Origin of the sequence: Pseudomonas sp. B21-047, assembly GCF_024748775.1 — a bacterium.
In the GTDB taxonomy this organism is placed as follows: domain Bacteria; phylum Pseudomonadota; class Gammaproteobacteria; order Pseudomonadales; family Pseudomonadaceae; genus Aquipseudomonas; species Aquipseudomonas capeferrum.
The window spans coordinates 31,487-51,576 of record NZ_CP087169.1; the positions used below are offsets into that span (position 1 = coordinate 31,487).

Sequence of the window (20,090 nt, forward strand, 5' to 3'; positions counted from 1 at the left end):
CCCCAGTCATTCTTCAAACCGGATCGGACACAACGCCACCCCCTCCAGCTTCTGCAATTCCTCGACCACCTGCGGCCGCGCCCGCTGCAAGGTCAAACTACCCCCCGCACGCCGCAATCGCCGGGCCTCGCGGTGCAACATATCCACACCGGAGTAATCGATGAAGTTCACCTGCCGCGCGTCGATCACCACATGCGGCCCCTGGCAGCGTTGCAGGCGCACCTGCAGGTAATGCGCCGCGCCAAAGAAGATCGACCCGCCCACCCGCAGCACATCGGCCTGCCCTTCCCGGCTCTGCTGCACCCGTGGCCGTGAAGTGCGCTTGAGGTAGAAGAACAGCGAAGCCAGCACCCCGGCGTAGATCGCCGTTTGCAGTTCCAGCAGCAAGGTCGCGGCGGCGGTCAGGGCCATGACCAGGAATTCCGAGCGGCTGACCCGGAACAGCGCGCGAATACCCCGGTGATCCACCAACCCCCAACAGATCAGCAGAATGCTGCCCGCCATGGCCGGGATCGGCAGATGGGCGATCAGCCCCGCGCCTGCGACGGCAAACACCGCGACCCACAGCGCCGAGAACACCCCCGCCATAGGCGACCTGGCACCTGCGTCGTAGCTCAGGCCCGAGCGGGTGAAAGAGCCTGATGAAAGGTAGCCGGAGAACCACGCACCGACGATGTTCGACAGGCCTTGGGCGCGGATCTCCTGGTCGGCGTCGATCAGCTGTTCGGAGCGCGAAGACAGCGACCTGGCGATCGACAGGCTGGTGACCAGGCCGAGCATACCCACGGCCACTGCGGTCGGCAGCAGCCGCAGCATCAGCTCAAGGTCCAGCAACGGCAGCGGGCTCAAGGGCGGTAACTGGCCGGTGAAGGCCGGCACCCTCGGCACATGGCCAAAGAAGCCAGGCAGTAACCAGGCCAGCAGGCTGACCAGGATCAGGCTGATCAACAAGCTTGGCCAACGCGGCCGCCACAGCTTGAAGCCCACGCCGATGAGCACCGTGGCCAGGCCCAGCATCAGCGATGGCAGGTCAACCTCACCGGCGTGGCTGGCCAGGTCCTGGACGGTTTTCAAGGCCGTGGCCTGGCTCGGCAGGTCCATGCCCAGCAGATTGGGCAACTGGCCGAGGGCGATGACGATGGCGGCACCCAAGGTGAAGCCGAGCACGACCGAGTGGGAGACGAAATTGACCAGCGCGCCGAACCGTAGCAGGCCGAGCAAAAGCTGGAAGATGCCAGCAATGAAGGTCAGCAGCAGAACCAGCGTGACGTAGTCGGCACTGCCGGGCACCGCCAAGGGGCTGACACTGGCATACAGGACAATGGAGATGGCGGCAGTCGGGCCGCAGATCAGGTGCCAGGAAGAGCCCCACAGGCAGGCGATGAGCACCGGGACGATGGCGGCGAACAGGCCGTATTCGGCAGGCAGGCCGGCAATCAGGGCGTAGGCGATGGATTGTGGCAAGGCAAGGATGGCACCGCTCAGGCCCACCAGCAGGTCCTGACGCAGACTGCGGCCCGATTGGCGGGGCAGCCAGGTGAGGAAGGGCAGCAGGCGGTGAAGACGGTGCATGACTTATTCAAATCCCCGGGTTGTACCCGCCCTGTCGGAGCGGGTGAGTGTGGTTGTCTGAATTACAATTTGGCTTTGACGGCCTCTTTCGCATCGCCACCGGCCTTGCTGGTTACCCCGGCCAGCCACCCTTCCAGAACCTCGGGATGCGCCTTGACCCACGCCTTGGCCGCCTCGTCGAAGCTGATTTTCTTATCCACAGCCTCGGCCATGATGCTGTTTTCCATGTCCAGGGTAAATCTCAGGTTACCCAGCAGCTTCGCGGTATTCGGGCACGCCTGTGCATAACCTTTGCGAGTCAGGGTATAGACCTCGCCCTTGCTGCCAAACCACTGCTCGCCGCCCGTGAGGTAGTGCATCTTCAGCTTCACGTTCATCGGGTGTGGTGTCCAGCCGAGAAAGGTGATGAACTGCTGTTTCTTCACGGCGCGGTCCACCTGCGCGAGCATCGCCTGTTCACTCGACTCCACCAGCTTCCACTGGCCGAGGTTGAACGCATTCTTGTCGATGATCTCCTTGAGCGACAGGTTGGCCGGGGCTCCCGAGCCGATTCCGTAGAGCTTCTTGTCGAACTGTTCGGCATGCGTTTGCAGGTCGGCGAAATCCTTCACCCCGGCATTCCACACATAGTCGGGCACCGCGAGGGTGAACTCGGTACCTTCGAGGTTGCGGGCCAGCTGCTGCACATCACCGGTGGCGACGAACTTGTCATGAAACCCCTGGTGCGCCGGCATCCAGTTGCCAAGGAAGGCATCGACTCGCCCATCCTTGAGGCCACCGTAGATGATCGGCACGGCCAGGCTGTCGATCTTCACCTGGTAGCCGAGGCTTTCCAGCAGCAGGCGGGTGATGGCGTTGGTGGTGGCGATGTCGCTCCAGCCGGGGTCGGCCAGCTTCACGGTGTTGCATTGCGCGTCTTCGGCGTGCGTCGAGGCAGCGCCCAGGCTCAAGGCCAGGGCGAGCACGGCGGTAGAGAACTTTTGCATGGCGGACTCTCTTCTCAATCCAGAGGTGCGGGCTGTGGATAACGGGCCTTGCGCTCGAGGTCGTCGAGATCGATGTGGTTGCGCATGTACTGTTGGCTAGCGTCCACCAGCGGTTGGTGGTCCCAGCTCTTCAGCTTGCCGATGGCCAGGGCCTCGGCCACCAGGCGACGGCGGCGCTGGCTGGCCAGCACCTGCTGGCGCAGGGTGGGGATGTCCCAACGTTGCCGGGCTTCATCGACAAATGCCTGCAGCAGCGCCTGATGGTCCGGGCTGCCGGTGAGGTTCTCCCGCTCGTACGGGTCGCGGCTCAGGTCATAGAGTAGCCATGGGTCGTCTTCGCTGTACACGAACTTGTACGGGCCGCGGCGGATCATCATCAGCGGGCCGACCGTACCCTCGGCCATGTATTCACCGATCACCTCGTCGTGGCCGCCCTGCCCTTGCAGGTGGCCAAGCAGCGAGCGTCCGTCCAGCTGCAGCGAGTTGTCCACAGTGCCGCCGGCCAGTTCGACCAGGGTGGGCAGCAGGTCGCAGGTCGAGACCGAGGCGCTTACCCGTGCCGCTGCAAAGCGCTTGGGCGCGTGAATCAGCAGTGGCACCCGTGCCGACATCTCGAACCAGTGCATCTTGTACCAGAGGCCGCGTTCGCCAAGCATGTCGCCGTGGTCGCCGGAGAACACGATCAACGTGTCCTCTGCCAGGCCGCATTCCTCAAGGGTTTGCAGCAATTGGCCAATGTTGTCGTCGATGTAGCTGCAGGCGCCGAAATAGGCACGCCGGGCATCGCGGATCTTGTCCACAGGCAGCGGCTTGTCCCACAGGTCGTAGACCTTGAGCAGGCGTTGCGAATGCGGGTCCTGCTCGTGCTGGGCGAACTCGGCGCGGGGCATGGGGATATCCACACCCTCGTAGCGGTCCCAGTAGCGCTTGGGGATGGTGTAGGGGTCGTGGGGGTGGGTCATGGACACGGTCAGGCAGAACGGCCGGCCATCGTTTTCGCGCACATGGTCGTAGAGGTACTGGCGGGCCTTGAACACCACCTCTTCGTCGAAATCCAGTTGGTTGGTGCGCACGCAGGGGCCGGCCTGCAGTACTGAAGACATGTTGTGGTACCAGCTCGGGCGCTCGTCGGGTGCATCCCAGTTCACCGCCCAGCCGTAGTCGGCCGGGTAGATATCGCTGGTCAGCCGTTCTTCATAGCCATGCAACTGGTCCGGGCCGCAGAAGTGCATCTTGCCGGACAACGCGGTGCGGTAGCCCAGACGACGCAGGTAGTGGGCGTAGGTTGGCACATCGGCAGGGAAGTCGGCGGCGTTGTCGTAGGCGCCGATGCGGCTGGGCAACTGGCCGCTGACCAGGGTGAAGCGCGAGGGCGCGCAGAGCGGGCTGTTGCAGTAGGCCGAGTCGAACGCCACCGCCTGCGCGGCGAGGCGGGCGAGGTGTGGCATCTGGAGGGGCGAAGGGGCGTAGATCGGCAGCAGGGGCGCGGCCATCTGGTCGGCCATGATGAACAGGATATTCGGGCGCGTCATGGTTTGCTTCCATCGTTGAAGGTTATGCGAACCGCTTGCCTATCAAGATGCGACTGTGGATAACATGGGTAAAGCCCATGGCGGGCAATGACTGGGATTAGCTGAGCTTATGTTTGAGCGCCTTGCCGAGCTCTCGCTCGATACCCTGCGCGTGTTCGAGGTTGCGGCACGCTTGCGTGGCTTTACCGCCGCCGCGCTGGAACTGGGCACCACGCAGCCAGCGGTGAGCCAGCAGGTGAAGCGCTTGGAGGCTCAGTTGGGTACCCGGCTGTTCGACCGGATCTACCGGGGTATCGCGCTGACCGATGCCGGCCAGGTGCTGTTCGAGCAGGTGCACCAAGGGCTGCAGGCCATGGACGACGGCCTTGCCCTGGCCAGTGGCCGGGGCCAGCGTGAGGTGCTGCAAGTGGCCACCGACTTTGCCTTCGCTGCGTTCTGGCTGATGCCCAGGCTGCAACGCTTTCATGAGGCTTATCCACAGGTGGATGTCAGCTTGGTGACGGGTGAGCGCAGCCAGGCGATGTTGCGGCCGGACATTGATGTGGCCGTGCTGTTTGGCGATGGGCGTTTTCATCAGGGCGAGAGCCGGTGGTTGTTCGATGAAGAGGTATTTCCGGTCTGCAGCCCCCGGCTGACTCATGGCAAACCCTTGTCAGCCGTGGCTTTGCAGCGTTTGCCCTTGCTTCACCTGCGCGGCGAACAAGCCAGCCGCTGGTTCGACTGGGCGGGGGTGTTTCGTGGGTTTGGCGTGGACAGCCCGCCACCGCCGGGGCAACTGCGTTTCGATAACTACACCCTGTTGATCCAGGCGGCGATTGCCGGCCAAGGGGTGGCGATTGGCTGGGGGCATCTGGTCGATGGGCTGGTGGAGCAGGGCCTGCTGTGTCGGCCACTGGAGGGCAGTTTGCGTTCGGCGCGGGGGTATTACGTGGTGTTGCCGCCACGCAAGCGGCGCGGGGCGTTGATCGAGCGGTTTGTGGGTTGGCTTGAAGACGAGCGCAATGCTTGACCCGCGAAGAGGCCTCAGGATACGAAGTTCATATGCTCGCCCCGATGCAAGCCCAGGTCGAGCATATCCACCATCCCCGCCGCAACGTTCTCCAAATCCGCCAACTGCTGCGGCGCATTGATCAGCGTCCAGTGCAGCGCACTGCGCTGTAGCGCATCGACCACATGGTCCACGCCCTCGCGCTGTTCATCGGTGTAATGGCCTGGCCTGTCCAGCACATCGAAATCGCCCACCAGCAACAGCCGGCGTATAGTCGTACGCGCAAGCCCAGCGATCAGCGCCTCGCTCATCCACCATTGCGCGGGCAGGTCAGCGGGTGCCAGCGCTGACACCAGCGCAACCACCGCCGAGCCCCCCGCAGCGCCCTGCTCTGCCTGGTCGGCAGCGCCCTGCTCTGCCTGGTCGGCATCGCCCAGCCCGCCTATCTTGAAATGCAGGCCAGGGCGTGGCGCATGGCGGTTGAGGTCGTCGACCACGGCGGTAACCTCATGCTGGCGCGCCAGCAGCTCGGCGATCAGCGCACTGCCAAGGCTAGACTCGGCCCCGAACAGCACCAGCTTGAACACGGGGGTTTCGGCATTTTTCACTGCATCACCTCCTTTGCGGTGGTGATGGTTGGACCGCAATCAGGAGTTATCGTGCAGAGGATCAAGGGCTATCACGCCCACGTGTACTACGACGCATCGACCATCGAGCAGGCGCGGGCATTGTGCGAAGAGGCGGCGCGGCTGTTCCCCGTGACCATGGGGCGCATGCACCAGCAACCGGTGGGGCCGCACCCGGACTGGAGCTGCCAGTTGGCGTTCGGGCCGGAGGTGGTGGGGGTGGTGTTGCCGTGGCTGGCGTTGTATCGCAAGGGGTTGGTGGTGTTTCTGCACCCGCTGACCGGGGATGAGCTGGCCGATCACCGTGATCATGCGATCTGGATGGGGGCTGTGCGGCCTTTGAAGCTGTCGATTTTTGGTGGCTAGATGGGGGCCGCCATGCGGCCCATTCGCGGGGCGAGCCCCGCTCCCACAGGTCGAGTGCTTTCTGACAGATTGCAGTGGACCGGTGGGAGCGGGCTTGCCCCGCAAAGAAGGCAACGCCAATCAGCGTCGAGCGCCGCGCACACCTTCAGCCAGCGCCGAGCACAAGCTCAATACATCGTTAACAGCCTGATCCGCATCTTTGGCCTGGGCGATCTTGTCGACCAGTGCCGAGCCCACCACCACACCATCGGCCAGGCGCGCAATCGCCGCCGCCTGCTCTGGCGTGCGAATGCCAAACCCTACGCTGATCGGCAGGGCGGTATGCCGACGCAGGCGGGCAATCGCCTCGCTCACGTGCTGGGTTGTCGCAGACCCTGCACCGGTTACACCAGCCACCGACACGTAATAGACAAACCCGGAGCTGCGCTCCAGCACACGCGGCAGGCGCGCGTCGTCGGTGGTCGGTGTGGTCAGGCGGATGAAGTCGATGCCCGACGCCTGGGCCGGGGTCGCCAGCTCGGCGTCGTGCTCAGGCGGCAGGTCGACGATGATCAGGCCATCGACGCCCGCATCCTTGGCCTCGGCCACGAACTTTTCCACGCCAAAGCGGTGGATCGGGTTGTAGTAACCCATCAGTACGATCGGCGTAGCCTGGTTGCCCACGCGGAATTCGCGAACCATCTGCAGGGTCTTGGCCAAGGTCTGGCCGGCTTCCAGCGCACGCAGGGTGGCCAGCTGGATGGCGACGCCATCGGCCATCGGGTCGGTGAACGGCATGCCCAGTTCGATCACGTCGGCGCCAGCCGCTGGCAGGCCCTTGAGAATCTGCAGCGAGGCGTCGTAGCCGGGGTCACCCGCAGTTACGAAGGTGACCAGTGCCGCACGGCCTTCGGCCGCAAGTTCGGCGAAGCGTTGTTCAAGACGGCTCATGCCTGTTTCTCCTGGGCGGCCATGTGGTTCATCACGGTTTGCATGTCTTTGTCGCCGCGCCCGGACAGGCACACGACCATCAAGTGGTCCTTGGGCAGGTTCGGCGCGCGCTTGATCGCCTCGGCCAATGCGTGGGCGCTTTCCAGGGCCGGGATGATGCCTTCCAGGCGGCAGGTGGCGTGGAACGCATCCAAGGCTTCGTCGTCGGTGATGCTGACGTACTCGACGCGCTTCACTTCGTGCAGGTAGGCGTGCTCTGGGCCGATACCTGGGTAGTCCAGGCCGGCGGAAATCGAGTGGGCGTCGGTGATCTGGCCGTCAGCGTCTTGCAGCAGGTAGGTGCGGTTGCCGTGCAGGACACCCGGTACGCCACCGTTCAGGCTGGCAGCGTGCTTGTCGGTATGCACGCCGTGGCCGCCGGCTTCGACGCCGATGATCTGCACGCTTGGTTCTTCAAGGAATGCGTGGAACAGGCCCATGGCGTTGGAGCCGCCGCCGACGCAGGCGACCAGGCTGTCGGGCAGGCGCCCTTCCTTCTCTTGCAGCTGGACACGGGTTTCCTTGCCGATGATCGACTGGAAGTCGCGGACCATGGCTGGGTACGGGTGCGGGCCGGCCACGGTGCCGATCAGGTAGAAGGTGTCTTCGACGTTGGTGACCCAGTCGCGCAGGGCTTCGTTCATGGCGTCTTTGAGGGTGCCGGTGCCAGCTGTGACCGGGACGATTTCGGCGCCCAGCAAGCGCATGCGGAACACGTTCGCCTGCTGGCGCTCGATGTCGGTGGCACCCATGTAGATCACGCAAGGCAGGCCGAAACGGGCTGCAACGGTGGCGGTGGCCACGCCGTGCATGCCGGCGCCGGTTTCGGCGATCAGGCGTTTTTTGCCCATGCGCTTGGCCAGCAGCACCTGGCCGATGCAGTTGTTCACCTTGTGCGCGCCGGTGTGGTTGAGCTCTTCACGCTTGAAGAAGATTTTTGCGCCGCCGCAGTGCTCGGTCAGGCGCTCGGCGAAGTACAGCGGGTTCGGGCGGCCGATATAGTCACGCTGGAAGTAGGCCAGCTCTTCGAGAAACGCGGGGTCGGCCTTGGCCGCTTCGTATTCGCGGGCCAGGTCCAGCACCAGCGGCATCAGGGTTTCTGCCACGTAGCGGCCGCCGAACGAGCCGAACAGGCCGTTGGCGTCTGGGCCAGGGCGGTATTGAGTCTGGGTCATGGGGCGCTCCAAGGCGTACTGAATGAGTGATGGGCTTTACTGTAACCACGCAACGCCCGTCTGAAAACCGATAAGATTGCGCAAACCTGTCAGGAAAACTCACAAGACAATGGCCCAGGACCTTCCCCCTCTCAATGCCCTTCGGGCCTTTGAGGCCACTGCCCGGCTGAACAGTGTCAGCCAGGCTGCCGAGGCGCTGCACGTGACGCACGGGGCAGTCAGCCGGCAGATCAAGGTACTCGAAGAACACTTGGGCGTTGCCCTGTTCGTCAAGGATGGGCGTGGCATCAAACTCACAGATGCCGGCGTGCGCCTGCGCGATGCCAGTGGCGAGGCGTTCGACAGGTTGCGGGGGGTGTGTGCCGAACTGAGCCGGGATAACCGCGAGGCGCCATTCGTGCTTGGGTGCTCCGGCAGCCTGCTGGCGCGTTGGTTTATCCCTCGGCTCGGGCGGCTCAAAGCCGACTTGCCCGAGCTGCGCCTGCACCTCTCCGCCGGGGAAGGCGACCTGGACCCCAGGCGCCCGGGGCTGGATGCCTTGCTGGTGTTTGCCGAACCGCCGTGGCCGGCGGACATGCAAGTACACGTGCTGGCCGAAGAGCGCATCGGGCCTGTGCTAAGCCCGCACTTTGCCGGGTTCGAACGCTTGCGCGGGGCAGCGCCCGACGCCTTGCTGGGCGAGGCGTTGCTGCATACCACGTCTCGTCCGCAGGCGTGGCCGGCCTGGGCCGGGCAGCACGGGCTGGATGCGGGGGCCTTGCAGTTCGGCCAGGCATTCGAACACCTGTACTACCTGCTGGAGGCCGCAGTGGCCGGGCTGGGTGTGGCGATCGCGCCGCAACAGCTGGTGGCGGACGATTTACGTGCTGGGAGGTTGGCGGCACCTTGGGGTTTCTCACCCACCCGTGCCGCGCTGGCGCTGTGGGTGCCCCGACGCGCCGCAGATGGGCGCGCCGAGCAACTGGCGCAATGGCTGCGCCAGGAACTGCAGCTGCAAATCGCTTAGTTGCGCTTGTACAGCAGCCAGGCCGCCAGCAGGCCCAGTGCCCCAACGGCTACCCCGGCGGTGGTGATGGGGTGCTCCTGGGCATAGTCACGGGTGGCGATGCCGGTCTGGCGGGTGCGGGTCTTCACTTCCTCGTAGGCGTCGCTCAGCAGGCTGCGCGAATGTTTGAGAGCGCTTTCGGCATTGCTGCGGATGGCCTTTACCGACTTCTGGGACTCCTCCGATGCATCGTGCTTGAGGTTTTCCAGCGATTTCAGAAGGCTTTCGATCTCGGCTTCCATGCTTTCCAGGGATGTTTTACGCAGCGAGTTGCGATGCATGTTGAATCTCCTTCGGGGGTGGGCTGTAAGGATTGCGACTGCGCAGGGCTGCGAAAGTGCGATCGAACTTTTGCCCAAGGCGACGGCTCGCAGGTAAACCAAGCCTGCGCTGCTAGGCTCAAGCAGACTGTCATCCAAGGAGAGTGCACATGTCCGATCATCACACGTACAAGAAGATCGAACTGGTAGGGTCGTCGCCCACCAGCATCGAGGACGCGATCAACAATGCCCTGGCCGAAGCGGCCAAGAGCATCAAGCACCTGGAGTGGTTCGAAGTGATCGATACCCGGGGCCACCTGCGTGACAACAAGGTCGAGCATTTTCAGGTCACGCTCAAAGTCGGCTTCCGTATTGCCAACAGCTGAAACAGTGCCGGGGTAGCTGGCGCTGGCAAGATGGGGTAATACAGAGGGGGCGCCTTAGCCGGCGCCCTCTTTGATTTTCATCTGTACAAGGAAAGCGAACGATGAAGAAAATGATTCTGGCGGCAGGCCTTATGGCGTTGGCGGGTGGTGCGCTGGCGGCGGGCAAGCCGTGTGAAGAGCTCAAGGCAGAGATTGCCGCCAAGCTGGATGCCAAGGGCGTAAATGGCTACACGCTGGAGATCGTCAAGAAAGGCGAGCCGGCGGGCAAGGTAGTTGGCAGCTGTGAAGCTGGCACCAAGGAAATTGTCTACCGGCGTGGTTGAGTGACGGCCTCTTCGCGGGGTTGCCCGCGAAGAGGGTTACTCGGCCTTCAAAGCCTGCGCCAGCAGCTCATAGGACCTGACCCGGTCCGCATGCTCATACAGGTCACAGGTAAAGATCAGCTCATCCGCCCCGGTCTGCTCCAGCAACACCTCCACCTTGGCCCGTACCTTCTGCGGGCTGCCAATCATCGCCAGGCCCAGGAAGCTCATCACCGCGTCGCGTTCGTGAGGTAGCCACAGCCCCTCCATGCTCTCAACGGGCGGGCGCTGCATCAGGCTCTGCCCGCGAATCAGGGCAAGGATGCGTTGATACACCGAAGTAGCCAGGTATTCGGCCTTTTCGTCGGTTTCGGCCACCACCATCGGAATGCCGAGCATCACATAGGGTTTTTCGAGCGTGGTGGAGGGCTTGAAGTGGTTGCGGTAGACGCGGATCGCCTCGTGCATGAAGCGCGGCGCGAAATGCGAGGCGAACGCGTAGGGCATGCCGCGCATGCCGGCCAGTTGGGCGCTGAACAGGCTTGAACCGAGCAGCCACATCGGCACCTCGGTGTCATGCCCAGGCACGGCGATCACTTTTTGATCATCGGTGCGCGGGCCGAGGTAGCGTGACAGCTCCTCGACATCGTCGGGGAAGTCGTCCGCGCTGCCGGAGCGCTCGCGGCGCAGGGCGCGGGCGGTCATCTGGTCGGAGCCGGGGGCGCGGCCCAGGCCCAGGTCGATACGGCCGGGGTAGAGGCTGGCCAAGGTGCCGAACTGCTCGGCGATCACCAGCGGTGCGTGGTTGGGCAGCATCACGCCGCCGGAGCCAACGCGGATGCTCGAGGTGCCACCCGCCAGGTAGCCGATCAGCACGGAAGTCGCGGAACTGGCAATGCCATCCATGTTGTGATGCTCGGCGACCCAGAAGCGGTTGTAGCCGAAGCGTTCCACGTGCTGGGCCAGGTCCAGCGAGTTATGCAGCGACTGAGCCGGCCCGCCGTCGGCGCGCACGGGCACCAAGTCGAGGGTTGAAATTTTCAGGTCACGCAGCTGCGTCATCGGAGCCTCCTTGAACGTGGTTGGCCAGAGGCCTTTTAAACTCTGTATGGGCACATTCGGTGGATTCAATGCTTACGGTCAGATTGATCTGAACTTGCCGTACGCGGCCGGCCTCTGAACCCATAAGCATGTCACCCCAAGATATGTAAATGCAGCGACCAGGAGGCATCATGAAAAAGACAGCATCGGCGATCTGGCAAGGTGGCCTGAAGGATGGCAAGGGCCTGCTTTCTACTGAAAGCGGCGCGCTCAAGCAGAACCCCTACGGCTTCAACACCCGTTTTGAAGGCTCACCTGGGACCAACCCGGAAGAACTGATCGGCGCAGCCCATGCCGGCTGCTTCTCGATGGCGCTGTCGATGATGCTCGGCGAGGCGGGCCTGACCCCAGAGCGCATCGATACCATTGCCGAGGTGACCCTGGACAAGCAGCCCGATGGTTTCGCCATCACCGCCGTGCACCTGATTCTGAAGGCCAAGTTGCCTGGGGCCAGTGAGGCGCAGTTCCTCGAGATTGCCAACAAGGCCAAGGCCGGGTGCCCGGTATCGAAGGTGCTCAATGCCACCATCAGCCTGGATGCCTCACTGGTGGGCTAGGCGGCGCAACGGGGGCGGTTTGCTGTAGTCTAAACAGCAACGGCAGCACGACTGCCCTTTCAGGAGCCATTCCATGATCCGCGTAGCAATCGCCGTGCTGGCCTCGCTGCTCGCCACCTCCGCCCTGGCGGCAGTGAAGCCGTGCGAAGAATTGAAAACCGAGATCGAGGCCAAGATCCAGGCCCAGGGCGTGACGTCCTACACCCTGGAGATCGTGCCCAACAGCGAGGTCAAGGACCAGAACATGGTCGTAGGCAGCTGCGAGGGTGGTACCAAGAAGATCATCTATCAGAAGAATGATCGCTAGGGTTTAATTTGGTTGGGGGCGCAAAGCGCCCCCAACTGTCAGGGAATACAAAACACGTTACTTGGCTCGTTAACCACCACCGTGCGGCTGGCGTCGTACAGCAGCACCTGCGGCTCCATCACCGGCGCCCGGGCCTCGAGGCGATAGCGCTCGCCCGCTTTGAAATTGTCATAGCGCACGGTCAGGTAGCAGGTACGGTCCCTTGGCTGGGACATCATGCCGCCGCCATAAATCTCATAATCGAAACGCACCACCAGTTCATGCTTGCCAGGCGTTACCTGAAAGTAGCGGCCATCCTCCAGGCGCTTGCCGTCAAGGCGATCAGCCATGATGACTCTGCCGGGGGTGATGGTAGAAAGCTCGACCCAGGCCTGCTTGGGGTCGACGGGCGGCAAGGGGCTGGCGCAAGCCCCCAGTGCACTGAGGGCGATCAGCATCATGGGCTGGCGCATGGCAAAACTCCCACTTGCGATATACACGTTACAAGCATAGCGCCGATTGCGCGGCTCAGGTGCGTTGACAGCCTGCAGGCAAGCCTTGGCCAAGCAGTTTTTGCTGGTGGTCGTAGAGTTTGACCCAAGGCCGGAAGCCAATGCTGCCCGCCTGCAACTGGTAGCGCTGCCCGGCGCTGAAGTCCTTGAAAGTCAGGTTGAGCTGGCAATCGCGCCACAGCGGCTCGTTTACCGGGCCTATATTGCTCGGGGTGACCGGAAACTGGTAGCGCACCGTCAATTCGTGGCTGCCGGGGGCGACCTCGAAGTAGCGCGTGTCGGCCCAGTCGCGTTCGTCTACCTGCACCGCATGCAGTGACGTTTCGTCCAGGGGTGTGAGGTCGACCCACGCCTGGTTCGGATCGGGGTCCGGCAGGGTCGAGCAAGCGGACAACAGCATGAGTGTGCTGGCGGCAAACAATGGACGCATGGCGAAACTCCCCCCTGGCGAGATAGTCTTGGCGCGAATTGGCCGTGAGCGAGTCAGACAGTCCCAGATGCTTCGACTATTTCTTTTTCAGCGCTCAGGCCCTGGGCCACTCGACCGCGTTTTCACCCGCTTTGTTCCCCTGCTGGCGGCTGTTCTGCTGAACGGTTGTAGCAGTGTTGGCTATTACGGGCAGTTGGCGCAGGGCCAATGGCAGCTGTTGCGCGCGCGCCAGCCGGTGGAACAGGTAATGGCAGATCCGGCCAGCAGCCCGCAACTGCGGGCGCGCTTGCAACATGCCGAACAGGCCCGAGTGTTCGCCAGCCAGCAGCTGAAACTGCCGGACAACCGCAGCTACCGGGTTTACGCCGACCTTGGCCGCCCTTATGTGGTGTGGAACGTGTTTGCCACGCCGGAGTTGTCGTTGCAGCCGGTGACGCATTGTTTCCCGATCGCGGGCTGCGTGGCCTACCGTGGTTACTACCGCCAAGGTGCGGCGCGTGGCGCGGCGGCGTTGATGCGCCAGGCAGGCATGGATGTGTATGTGGGCGGTGTCGAGGCTTACTCGACTCTGGGCTGGTTCGACGACCCACTGTTGTCTTCGATGGCCGGCTGGGGGGACGAACGGCTGGCCTCGCTGATCTTCCATGAGTTGGCCCATCAGCGCTTCTATGTGCAGGACGACACGGCGTTCAACGAGTCGTTTGCCACCTTCGTCGAGCACGAAGGCGCGCGGCAATGGCGCGCGGCACGCGGGCTTGCAGCGATCGAGGATGATCAGGCCGGGCAGCGTGACCAGTTCATTCGGCTGGTGCTGGCCAGCCGCGAACGGCTTCAGGGGATCTACGCCGGCCCCTTGGATGATGCGCACAAGCGGGCGGCGAAGCAGGCCGAGTTCGAGCGGTTGCGGCGCGAGTACCGGCAGGTGCGTGATGGCCAGTGGGGTGGGGACACGCGTTATGACGCTTGGATGTATGGGCCGATGAACAATGCCAAGCTGCTGCCGTTTGGGCTGTATGATCAGTGGGTGCCGGCGTTTGCGGCGCTGTTCCGGAAGGTTGACGGGGATTGGGCGCGGTTTTATCAGCGGGTCGAGGCGCTGGGGCGGCTGTCGGGTGAGGCGCGCAAAGCCGCGTTGGAGCGGCTTGTCGTTAGCCAATGAGATTTCGGGCCGCTGCGCGGCCCCATTCCATTTCAGGCCTTGATGAAGGCCTGATGCATCTCGGCCAGGGTGGCGAAATGGAAGGCTGGCGTCTCGGCCTTCAACTCTTCCTCGCTACCAAACCCGTACCCCACCGCCACCGCCTGCAGCCCATTGCTGCGCGCGCCGATCAGGTCATGCTTGCGATCGCCGATCATCAGCGTCTGCGCCGGGTCCAGCCCTTCTTCGTCCAGCAAGTGGCGAATCAGCTCGACCTTATTGGTGCGGGTGCCATCCAGCTCGCTGCCATAAATCACCTTGAAGTGGTGATCGAAGGCGAAATGCCGGGCGATCTCGCGGGCGAACTCCCAAGGCTTGGACGTTGCCACATACAGCGTGCGCCCCTGGCCAGTGAGGGCTTCGAGCAACGCCGGTACCCCTTCGAACACCTGGTTTTCATAAAGGCCGGTGACGCGGAAGCGCTCGCGATAGAAATTCACCGCCTCCCACGCCTTGGCTTCGTCAAAGCTGTAAAACTGCATGAACGCCTGCAGCAAGGGCGGGCCGATGAAGTGTTCGAGGCGGGTCAGGTCCGGCTCGTCGATACCCAGTTTGGCCAACGCATACTGGATGGAGCGGGTGATGCCCAGCCGTGGGTCGGTCAGGGTGCCGTCGAGGTCGAAGAGGATGTTCTGCTGGTGCATGTAAGCGGTTCCACTCAAGTCATTCGGGTTGGTCGTAGCCTTCGGCCAAGTGCTGGTCCTTGAGCTTGACGTAGTTGCCGGCGCTGTAGGGGAAGAACGCGCGCTCCTTGTCGGTCAGCGGCCGGGCCCGTTTCACCGGGCTGCCAACATACAGGAAGCCGCTGAGCAGGCGCTTGCCGGGCGGTACCAGGCTGCCGGCGCCGATGATCACCTCGTCCTCGACGATGGCGCCATCCATGATTGTGCTGCCCATGCCGACCAGGATGCGATTGCCCAGGGTACAGCCGTGCAGCATCACCTTGTGGCCGATGGTCACCTCATCACCGATGATCAGCGGGAAGCCGTCGGGGTTGAAAGGGCCGGCATGGGTGATGTGCAGCACGCTACCGTCCTGCACGCTGGTGCGGGCGCCGATGCGGATGCGGTGCATATCGCCGCGTACTACAGTCAAAGGCCAGACCGAGCTGTCTTCGCCAATCTCCACATCGCCCAGCACCACCGCCGAGCGGTCGATGAAGGCCCGTGGTCCAACTTTCGGAGTGTGTTGCTGGAAGCTTCGGATGGCCATGATAGGGTCTCTCATCTGTGCCGATAGGCAGGCTGCCTGCTGCGGTCGGCGTCGATTGTAATTAAGATGGTCCAGTGTTTCTTCTGCCAAGGTATCCAAACCGTGAGTGCGAACAACCCGCTTCTGCAGCCCTACGATCTGCCGCCCTTCTCGGCGATCCGTGCCGAACACGTGCTGCCGGCCATCGAAGAGATCCTGGCCGACAACCGCAAAGCCATTGCCGAGATTCTCGAACAGCAAGGCAAGACCCCTTCCTGGGCAGGCCTGGTGCTGGCCATGGACGAACTCAATGACCGCCTGGGCGCTGCCTGGAGCCCGGTCAGCCACCTCAATGCCGTGTGCAACAGCAAGGAACTGCGCGAGGCCTACGAGTCTTGCCTGCCGGCGCTGAGCGCCTACTCTACCGAACTGGGCCAGAACCGTGCGCTGTTCGACGCCTACCAGGCCCTGGCCAACAGCCCGGAGGCGGCTGGCTTCGATGTGGCGCAAAAGACCATCCTCGAACATGCCCTGCGTGATTTCCGCCTTTCGGGCATCGACCTGCCTGCCGACAAGCAGCAGCGCTACGCCGAAGTGCAGAGCAAGCTCAGCGAACTGGGCAGCCGCTTCTCCAACCAGCTGCTCGATGCCACCCAGGCCTGGACCAAGCACGTCACCGACGAAGCCGCGCTGGACGGCTTGACCGACTCGGCCAAGGCGCAGATGGCCGCCGCCGCCCAGGCAAAAGCGCTCGACGGCTGGCTGATCACCCTGGAGTTCCCCAGCTACTACGCGGTGATGACCTACGCCACCGATCGCGCCCTGCGCGAAGAGCTGTATGCCGCCTACTGCACCCGCGCTTCGGACCAAGGCCCCAATGCCGGCCAGTTCGACAATGGCCCGGTGATGCAGGAAATCCTCGACCTGCGCCAAGAGCTGGCCACACTGCTGGGCTACCCGAACTACGCCGAGTTGAGCCTGGCCACCAAGATGGCCGAGTCCAGCGACCAGGTGCTGAGCTTCCTGCGTGACCTGGCCAAGCGTTCCAAGCCGTTCGCTGCCCAGGACCTGGAGCAGCTCAAGGCCTATGCCGCCGAGCAGGGCTGCCCGCAACTGGCCAGCTGGGATGCCGGTTACTTCGGCGAGAAGCTGCGCGAGCAACGCTACAGCGTGTCGCAGGAAACCCTGCGTGCCTACTTCCCGATCGACAAGGTGTTGTCTGGCCTGTTCAGCATCGTCCAGCGCCTGTATGGCATCGAAATCGCCGAACTCAAAGGCTTCGACAGCTGGCACCCGGACGTGCGCCTGTTCGAAATCAAGGAACACGGCCAGCACGTCGGCCGTTTCTTCTTCGACCTCTATGCCCGCGCCAACAAGCGTGGCGGCGCCTGGATGGACGGTGCGCGCGACCGTCGCCGTACCGTCGATGGCGTGCTGCAGAGCCCGGTGGCCAACCTGGTGTGCAACTTCAACCCGGCCGCGCCAGGCAAGCCTGCGCTGTTGACCCACGATGAAGTCACCACCCTGTTCCACGAGTTCGGCCACGGCCTGCACCACCTGCTGACCCGCATCGACCACGCGGGTGTGTCTGGCATCAACGGCGTAGCCTGGGATGCAGTCGAGCTGCCGAGCCAGTTCATGGAAAACTGGTGCTGGGAGCCGGAAGGCCTGGCGCTGATCTCCGGCCATTACGAAAGCGGCGCTGCCCTGCCCCAGGACCTGCTGGACAAGATGCTGGCCGCCAAGAACTTCCAGTCCGGCATGATGATGGTGCGCCAGCTGGAGTTCTCGCTGTTTGACTTCGAGCTGCACGCCACCCATGGCGATGGCCGCAGCGTGCTGCAGGTGCTCGAAGGCGTGCGCGACGAGGTGTCGGTCATGCGCCCACCGGCGTACAACCGCTTCCCCAACAGCTTCGCGCACATTTTCGCGGGCGGTTACGCGGCGGGCTACTACAGCTACAAGTGGGCCGAGGTATTGTCGGCTGACGCCTTCTCCCGCTTCGAAGAAGAAGGCGTGCTCAATGCCGACACTGGCCGTGCCTTCCGCGAGGCGATCCTGGCCCGAGGCGGGTCGCGTGAGCCGATGGTGCTGTTCGTCGACTTCCGTGGCCGTGAACCTTCCATCGATGCATTGCTGCGCCATTGCGGGCTGAGCGAGGACGCAGCGGCATGAGTGAGGTAGCTGTGAACAAGACCAAGAAACGCTTCATCGCCGGGGCCGTGTGCCCGGCGTGCAGCGAGCCGGACAAGTTGATGATGTGGAACGAGGACGGTGTACCGCACCGTGAGTGCGTGGCCTGTGGTTTCACCGATACCTTGAATGAACAAGGCCTGTCGGTACCGTCGGAGCTCGGTACCCGGGTCAACCACCTGGCGCCCAAGGCGGCGCCGGCCAAGGTGCAGACGGTGCAGTTCTTCCCCAACCCCAAATTGAAGAAACCGGCTGAGTGAAGCCGTCTTGCCACCCGGGCCTTGGCCTGGGTGGCAGGTTTCAGCTCGACCCTGGGTGTTAGATAGTCAGGCCAGCGCCTGCCCGCTGGTGGCGCATGCTCGCTTGCTCCAATCAGAGCAAGGTAAACAGCGATGGACACCCGCAACCCCCTTCTGCAACCCAGCAACGTACCTGTCGATTACGACGCGGTGACGCTGGATAACCTGCGTGCAGCGTTCGACTACGCGCTATCGGCTCATCAACAAGGTATCGCCCAAGCCCTCCTGGCTCAGCAGTCCATGCCGACCTGGGATGACCTGGTCATGGCGATCGATGACCTGGATGCACAACTGCTGGCGGTGCTGTATGCGGCTTCACCGCTGATGTACAAGGGGGCGCCATGGGTCGAACTGGTTGAAGAGTTGTACGGCGCCATGCTTGAGCGCTTCGAGCTGAAGATGGCCGACCCTACCTTGCAAGCGTTGTATGAGCGCCTGGCCAACAGCGCCATTGGCAAGCATTTGGACGCGCACAAGCAAGCGACCCTGCGCTGGTACCGTCACAACTTCGCCTTGCACGGTGCCTTGCTCGATGCCCCAGGCCGCATGCAACTTGCGGCCATCAATGCCCAGGTACGCGAGCTTGCCGGGCGGTTTGCCCAGAACATGGCGCGCCCGGGCACGCTCATCCTCGACGCCGGGCAATTGCAAGGCCTTGCTCCACGGTTGTTGGGCGAGCTGCAAGCCCAAGCGCTGCAGGTTGGGCAAGCCGGCTGGTTGATACCCGCAGACCAATACGTGACCAACACGGTCCTTGAACATGCCGCGAACCGTAGCCTTCGTGAGCTGATCTACCGCCACCAGCACAGCCGTGGGGTCAGCGCCGAGGTGCAGCATGACAATGGTCAGCTCTTGCTGCAGTTGGCCCAGGTGCGTGAACAGAAGGCACATCTGCTGGGCTATGCCGACTACCCGTCACTAAGCCTGCACTCGAAAAGTGCCGGCGGCCTTGCCCAGGTTCTGCACTTTCTGCACGGCCTGGCAGCGCGCGTCAAACCGGTCATGGAAAAGCACCGTGTGCACGTGCAAGCGCTTGCTGACAAGCACGGCCTGGACACGGCGCAGCCATGGGACAGGCGCTACCTGCATCGGCTCGAAAACCCGGCTGGGCAGGCGCTCTCCATGGACAGCTTGCGAGCGTACTTTGCCCTGGACAACGTGATCGAGGCCTTGCTGACGCTTGCGCAACGGCTGTTTGGCCTGGTCTTGGTCCGCAAATCACTGGCGACATGGCATGCCAGCGTCCAGGCGTACGAAGTCTGGCTGGACAATGCACTGACTGGCTTCCTTTACTTGGATGTCGTGCAATACCCAGGCAAGCAGCCGGGCCAGGTCGAAACCCGTTACATCCGTAACCGTCGGGTCGATGCCGAAGGGCGTTTCCACCCGGCCACCGTGGCGGTCTTCAGCGATATTCCCTCGACCATTGATGGTACCCCGCCCTTGCTCGACCACATGGCGCTGCGCAAGCTGTTCCATGAGTTCGGGCATGCCTTGCACCATCTGCTGGTGCGCACCAACAATCAGGTGCTTTCCAATGTCAGCGCGCTTGGCGCCGATGGTGTCGAGGTGTTCGGCAAGCTGTTCGAGCGCTGGGCGTGGGATGCTGGCTACCTGGCTGGCATTTCTGCGAACGCAGAGGCTGGCCAGCTGGACGCGCAGCAGTTGGCCGCCTGCCTGGATGGCCTTCGCCAAGGGGCTGTCACGGACACTGCCGAGACCCTGGCGATGGCGCTGTTCGATCTGGATTTGCATGCCACGCCGAATGACGGCAGGCGCGTGCGGCAGCGCCTGGAGGATGCCCGGGCGCAGTGCGGGTACTGGCCGCTGGAAGCATACGAGCATCCGGCCCATGCATTCGATTACCTGCTGGATTACTACGACGCTGGCTACTACGCCTACCTGTGGTCTGATGTGCTCGCATTCGATCTGTTCTCGCGTTTTCAAGCCAGCGGCCTGCTAGACCGGGCAACGGGGCGTGATTTGCAAATGGCGTTGCTTGAGCCTGGCGCTTCCCGGCCATTGCTTGAAGGTATGCAGGCATTTTTGGGCCGCGCGGTGAGTCACGAGCCTTTCCTGCGCTGGCATGGCCTGATTTGAGCCTGTACTGACCAGA

23 protein-coding genes are annotated in these 20,090 nt (G+C 63.2%); 11 read left to right on the forward strand and 12 right to left on the reverse strand.

Annotated elements, in window-relative coordinates; all coding sequences use genetic code 11:
• Positions 1–6 precede the first annotated feature (6 nt).
• The 3 genes from LOY26_RS00145 to betC form a co-directional block, all read right to left on the reverse strand.
• Positions 7–1,572 carry a SulP family inorganic anion transporter gene (locus LOY26_RS00145; RefSeq protein ID WP_186663687.1) on the reverse strand — a complete coding sequence of 522 codons (1,566 nt, stop codon included), beginning with the start codon at positions 1,570–1,572 and terminating at the stop codon, positions 7–9.
• A gap of 62 nt (positions 1,573–1,634) precedes the next feature.
• Positions 1,635–2,558, reverse strand: a complete 924-nt coding sequence (gene choX / locus LOY26_RS00150) for a choline ABC transporter substrate-binding protein (RefSeq protein WP_258714265.1) — start codon at positions 2,556–2,558, stop codon at positions 1,635–1,637.
• A gap of 14 nt (positions 2,559–2,572) precedes the next feature.
• Complete coding sequence (gene betC, locus LOY26_RS00155; RefSeq protein WP_258714266.1) at positions 2,573–4,090, reverse strand: choline-sulfatase; 1,518 nt, start codon at positions 4,088–4,090, stop codon at positions 2,573–2,575.
• 109 nt (positions 4,091–4,199) lie between these two features.
• Here betC and LOY26_RS00160 point away from each other — a divergent pair, with 109 nt between their 5' ends.
• Positions 4,200–5,099 carry a choline sulfate utilization transcriptional regulator gene (locus LOY26_RS00160; protein WP_258714267.1) on the forward strand — a complete coding sequence of 300 codons (900 nt, stop codon included), beginning with the start codon at positions 4,200–4,202 and terminating at the stop codon, positions 5,097–5,099.
• A 14-nt stretch (positions 5,100–5,113) separates the two neighbouring features.
• On the opposite strand, the gene LOY26_RS00165 is transcribed toward LOY26_RS00160, so the two are convergent.
• Positions 5,114–5,686: an NAD(P)H-binding protein gene (locus tag LOY26_RS00165; protein WP_258714268.1), complete on the reverse strand. Its 573-nt coding sequence runs from the start codon at positions 5,684–5,686 to the stop codon at positions 5,114–5,116.
• Positions 5,687–5,737: 51 nt separating this feature from the next.
• Here LOY26_RS00165 and LOY26_RS00170 point away from each other — a divergent pair, with 51 nt between their 5' ends.
• The gene (locus LOY26_RS00170) at positions 5,738–6,070 is read left to right on the forward strand and encodes a DOPA 4,5-dioxygenase family protein (protein WP_258714269.1); all 333 of its coding nucleotides are present in this window, start codon (positions 5,738–5,740) and stop codon (positions 6,068–6,070) included.
• Between the two features lie 120 nt (positions 6,071–6,190).
• Here the strand turns inward: LOY26_RS00170 and trpA are convergent, their stop codons facing one another.
• Positions 6,191–7,000 (reverse strand): tryptophan synthase subunit alpha, encoded by an 810-nt coding sequence (gene trpA / locus LOY26_RS00175; protein WP_033702475.1) that lies wholly within the window; start codon positions 6,998–7,000, stop codon positions 6,191–6,193.
• On the reverse strand, positions 6,997–8,214 hold the full coding sequence (gene trpB, locus LOY26_RS00180; RefSeq protein WP_033702476.1) for a tryptophan synthase subunit beta: 1,218 nt from the start codon (positions 8,212–8,214) through the stop codon (positions 6,997–6,999). The genes trpA and trpB overlap by 4 nt, the downstream gene beginning before the upstream one ends.
• 109 nt (positions 8,215–8,323) lie before the next feature.
• Here trpB and LOY26_RS00185 point away from each other — a divergent pair, with 109 nt between their 5' ends.
• On the forward strand, positions 8,324–9,220 hold the full coding sequence (locus LOY26_RS00185) for a LysR family transcriptional regulator (protein ID WP_186663684.1): 897 nt from the start codon (positions 8,324–8,326) through the stop codon (positions 9,218–9,220).
• Here the strand turns inward: LOY26_RS00185 and LOY26_RS00190 are convergent.
• Positions 9,217–9,540, reverse strand: a complete 324-nt coding sequence (locus LOY26_RS00190; RefSeq protein ID WP_027592031.1) for a YqjD family protein — start codon at positions 9,538–9,540, stop codon at positions 9,217–9,219. The genes LOY26_RS00185 and LOY26_RS00190 overlap by 4 nt on opposite strands.
• Positions 9,541–9,689: 149 nt before the next feature.
• Between LOY26_RS00190 and LOY26_RS00195 the strand changes: the two genes are divergently transcribed.
• Both LOY26_RS00195 and LOY26_RS00200 read left to right on the forward strand, forming a co-directional pair.
• Complete coding sequence (locus LOY26_RS00195; protein ID WP_033702479.1) at positions 9,690–9,905, forward strand: dodecin; 216 nt, start codon at positions 9,690–9,692, stop codon at positions 9,903–9,905.
• A gap of 101 nt (positions 9,906–10,006) precedes the next feature.
• Positions 10,007–10,228 carry a DUF1161 domain-containing protein gene (locus LOY26_RS00200; RefSeq protein WP_033702480.1) on the forward strand — a complete coding sequence of 74 codons (222 nt, stop codon included), beginning with the start codon at positions 10,007–10,009 and terminating at the stop codon, positions 10,226–10,228.
• Between the two features lie 36 nt (positions 10,229–10,264).
• Here the strand turns inward: LOY26_RS00200 and LOY26_RS00205 are convergent, their stop codons facing one another.
• Positions 10,265–11,269: an LLM class flavin-dependent oxidoreductase gene (locus tag LOY26_RS00205; protein WP_047582446.1), complete on the reverse strand. Its 1,005-nt coding sequence runs from the start codon at positions 11,267–11,269 to the stop codon at positions 10,265–10,267.
• A gap of 170 nt (positions 11,270–11,439) precedes the next feature.
• Here LOY26_RS00205 and LOY26_RS00210 point away from each other — a divergent pair, with 170 nt between their 5' ends.
• Together LOY26_RS00210 and LOY26_RS00215 are read left to right on the forward strand one after the other, a co-directional pair.
• On the forward strand, positions 11,440–11,865 hold the full coding sequence (locus tag LOY26_RS00210) for an OsmC family protein (RefSeq protein ID WP_258714270.1): 426 nt from the start codon (positions 11,440–11,442) through the stop codon (positions 11,863–11,865).
• Between the two features lie 73 nt (positions 11,866–11,938).
• Positions 11,939–12,172, forward strand: coding sequence for a DUF1161 domain-containing protein (locus LOY26_RS00215; protein WP_033702483.1), 234 nt, complete (start codon positions 11,939–11,941; stop codon positions 12,170–12,172).
• Positions 12,173–12,210: 38 nt separating this feature from the next.
• Here the strand turns inward: LOY26_RS00215 and LOY26_RS00220 are convergent, their stop codons facing one another.
• Positions 12,211–12,624: a hypothetical protein gene (locus tag LOY26_RS00220; RefSeq protein ID WP_033702484.1), complete on the reverse strand. Its 414-nt coding sequence runs from the start codon at positions 12,622–12,624 to the stop codon at positions 12,211–12,213.
• Positions 12,625–12,679: 55 nt separating this feature from the next.
• The gene (locus tag LOY26_RS00225; RefSeq protein WP_033702485.1) at positions 12,680–13,093 is read right to left on the reverse strand and encodes a hypothetical protein; all 414 of its coding nucleotides are present in this window, start codon (positions 13,091–13,093) and stop codon (positions 12,680–12,682) included.
• Between the two features lie 67 nt (positions 13,094–13,160).
• Here LOY26_RS00225 and LOY26_RS00230 point away from each other — a divergent pair, with 67 nt between their 5' ends.
• The gene (locus tag LOY26_RS00230; RefSeq protein WP_258714271.1) at positions 13,161–14,252 is read left to right on the forward strand and encodes an aminopeptidase; all 1,092 of its coding nucleotides are present in this window, start codon (positions 13,161–13,163) and stop codon (positions 14,250–14,252) included.
• A 32-nt stretch (positions 14,253–14,284) separates the two neighbouring features.
• Here LOY26_RS00230 and LOY26_RS00235 read toward each other — a convergent pair whose 3' ends face one another.
• Together LOY26_RS00235 and LOY26_RS00240 are read right to left on the reverse strand one after the other, a co-directional pair.
• On the reverse strand, positions 14,285–14,935 hold the full coding sequence (locus LOY26_RS00235; protein WP_033702488.1) for an HAD family hydrolase: 651 nt from the start codon (positions 14,933–14,935) through the stop codon (positions 14,285–14,287).
• Positions 14,936–14,954: 19 nt separating this feature from the next.
• On the reverse strand, positions 14,955–15,503 hold the full coding sequence (locus LOY26_RS00240; RefSeq protein ID WP_258714272.1) for a gamma carbonic anhydrase family protein: 549 nt from the start codon (positions 15,501–15,503) through the stop codon (positions 14,955–14,957).
• A 66-nt stretch (positions 15,504–15,569) separates the two neighbouring features.
• Between LOY26_RS00240 and prlC the strand changes: the two genes are divergently transcribed.
• The 3 genes from prlC (at position 15,570) to LOY26_RS00255 (ending at position 20,074) form a co-directional block, all read left to right on the forward strand.
• Positions 15,570–17,657, forward strand: a complete 2,088-nt coding sequence (gene prlC, locus LOY26_RS00245; protein ID WP_186663680.1) for an oligopeptidase A — start codon at positions 15,570–15,572, stop codon at positions 17,655–17,657.
• Positions 17,654–17,935, forward strand: coding sequence for a YheV family putative zinc ribbon protein (locus LOY26_RS00250; RefSeq protein ID WP_186655386.1), 282 nt, complete (start codon positions 17,654–17,656; stop codon positions 17,933–17,935). Before prlC ends, LOY26_RS00250 begins: the two co-directional genes overlap by 4 nt.
• A gap of 132 nt (positions 17,936–18,067) precedes the next feature.
• On the forward strand, positions 18,068–20,074 hold the full coding sequence (locus LOY26_RS00255; protein WP_258714273.1) for a M3 family metallopeptidase: 2,007 nt from the start codon (positions 18,068–18,070) through the stop codon (positions 20,072–20,074).
• Positions 20,075–20,090 lie beyond the last annotated feature (16 nt).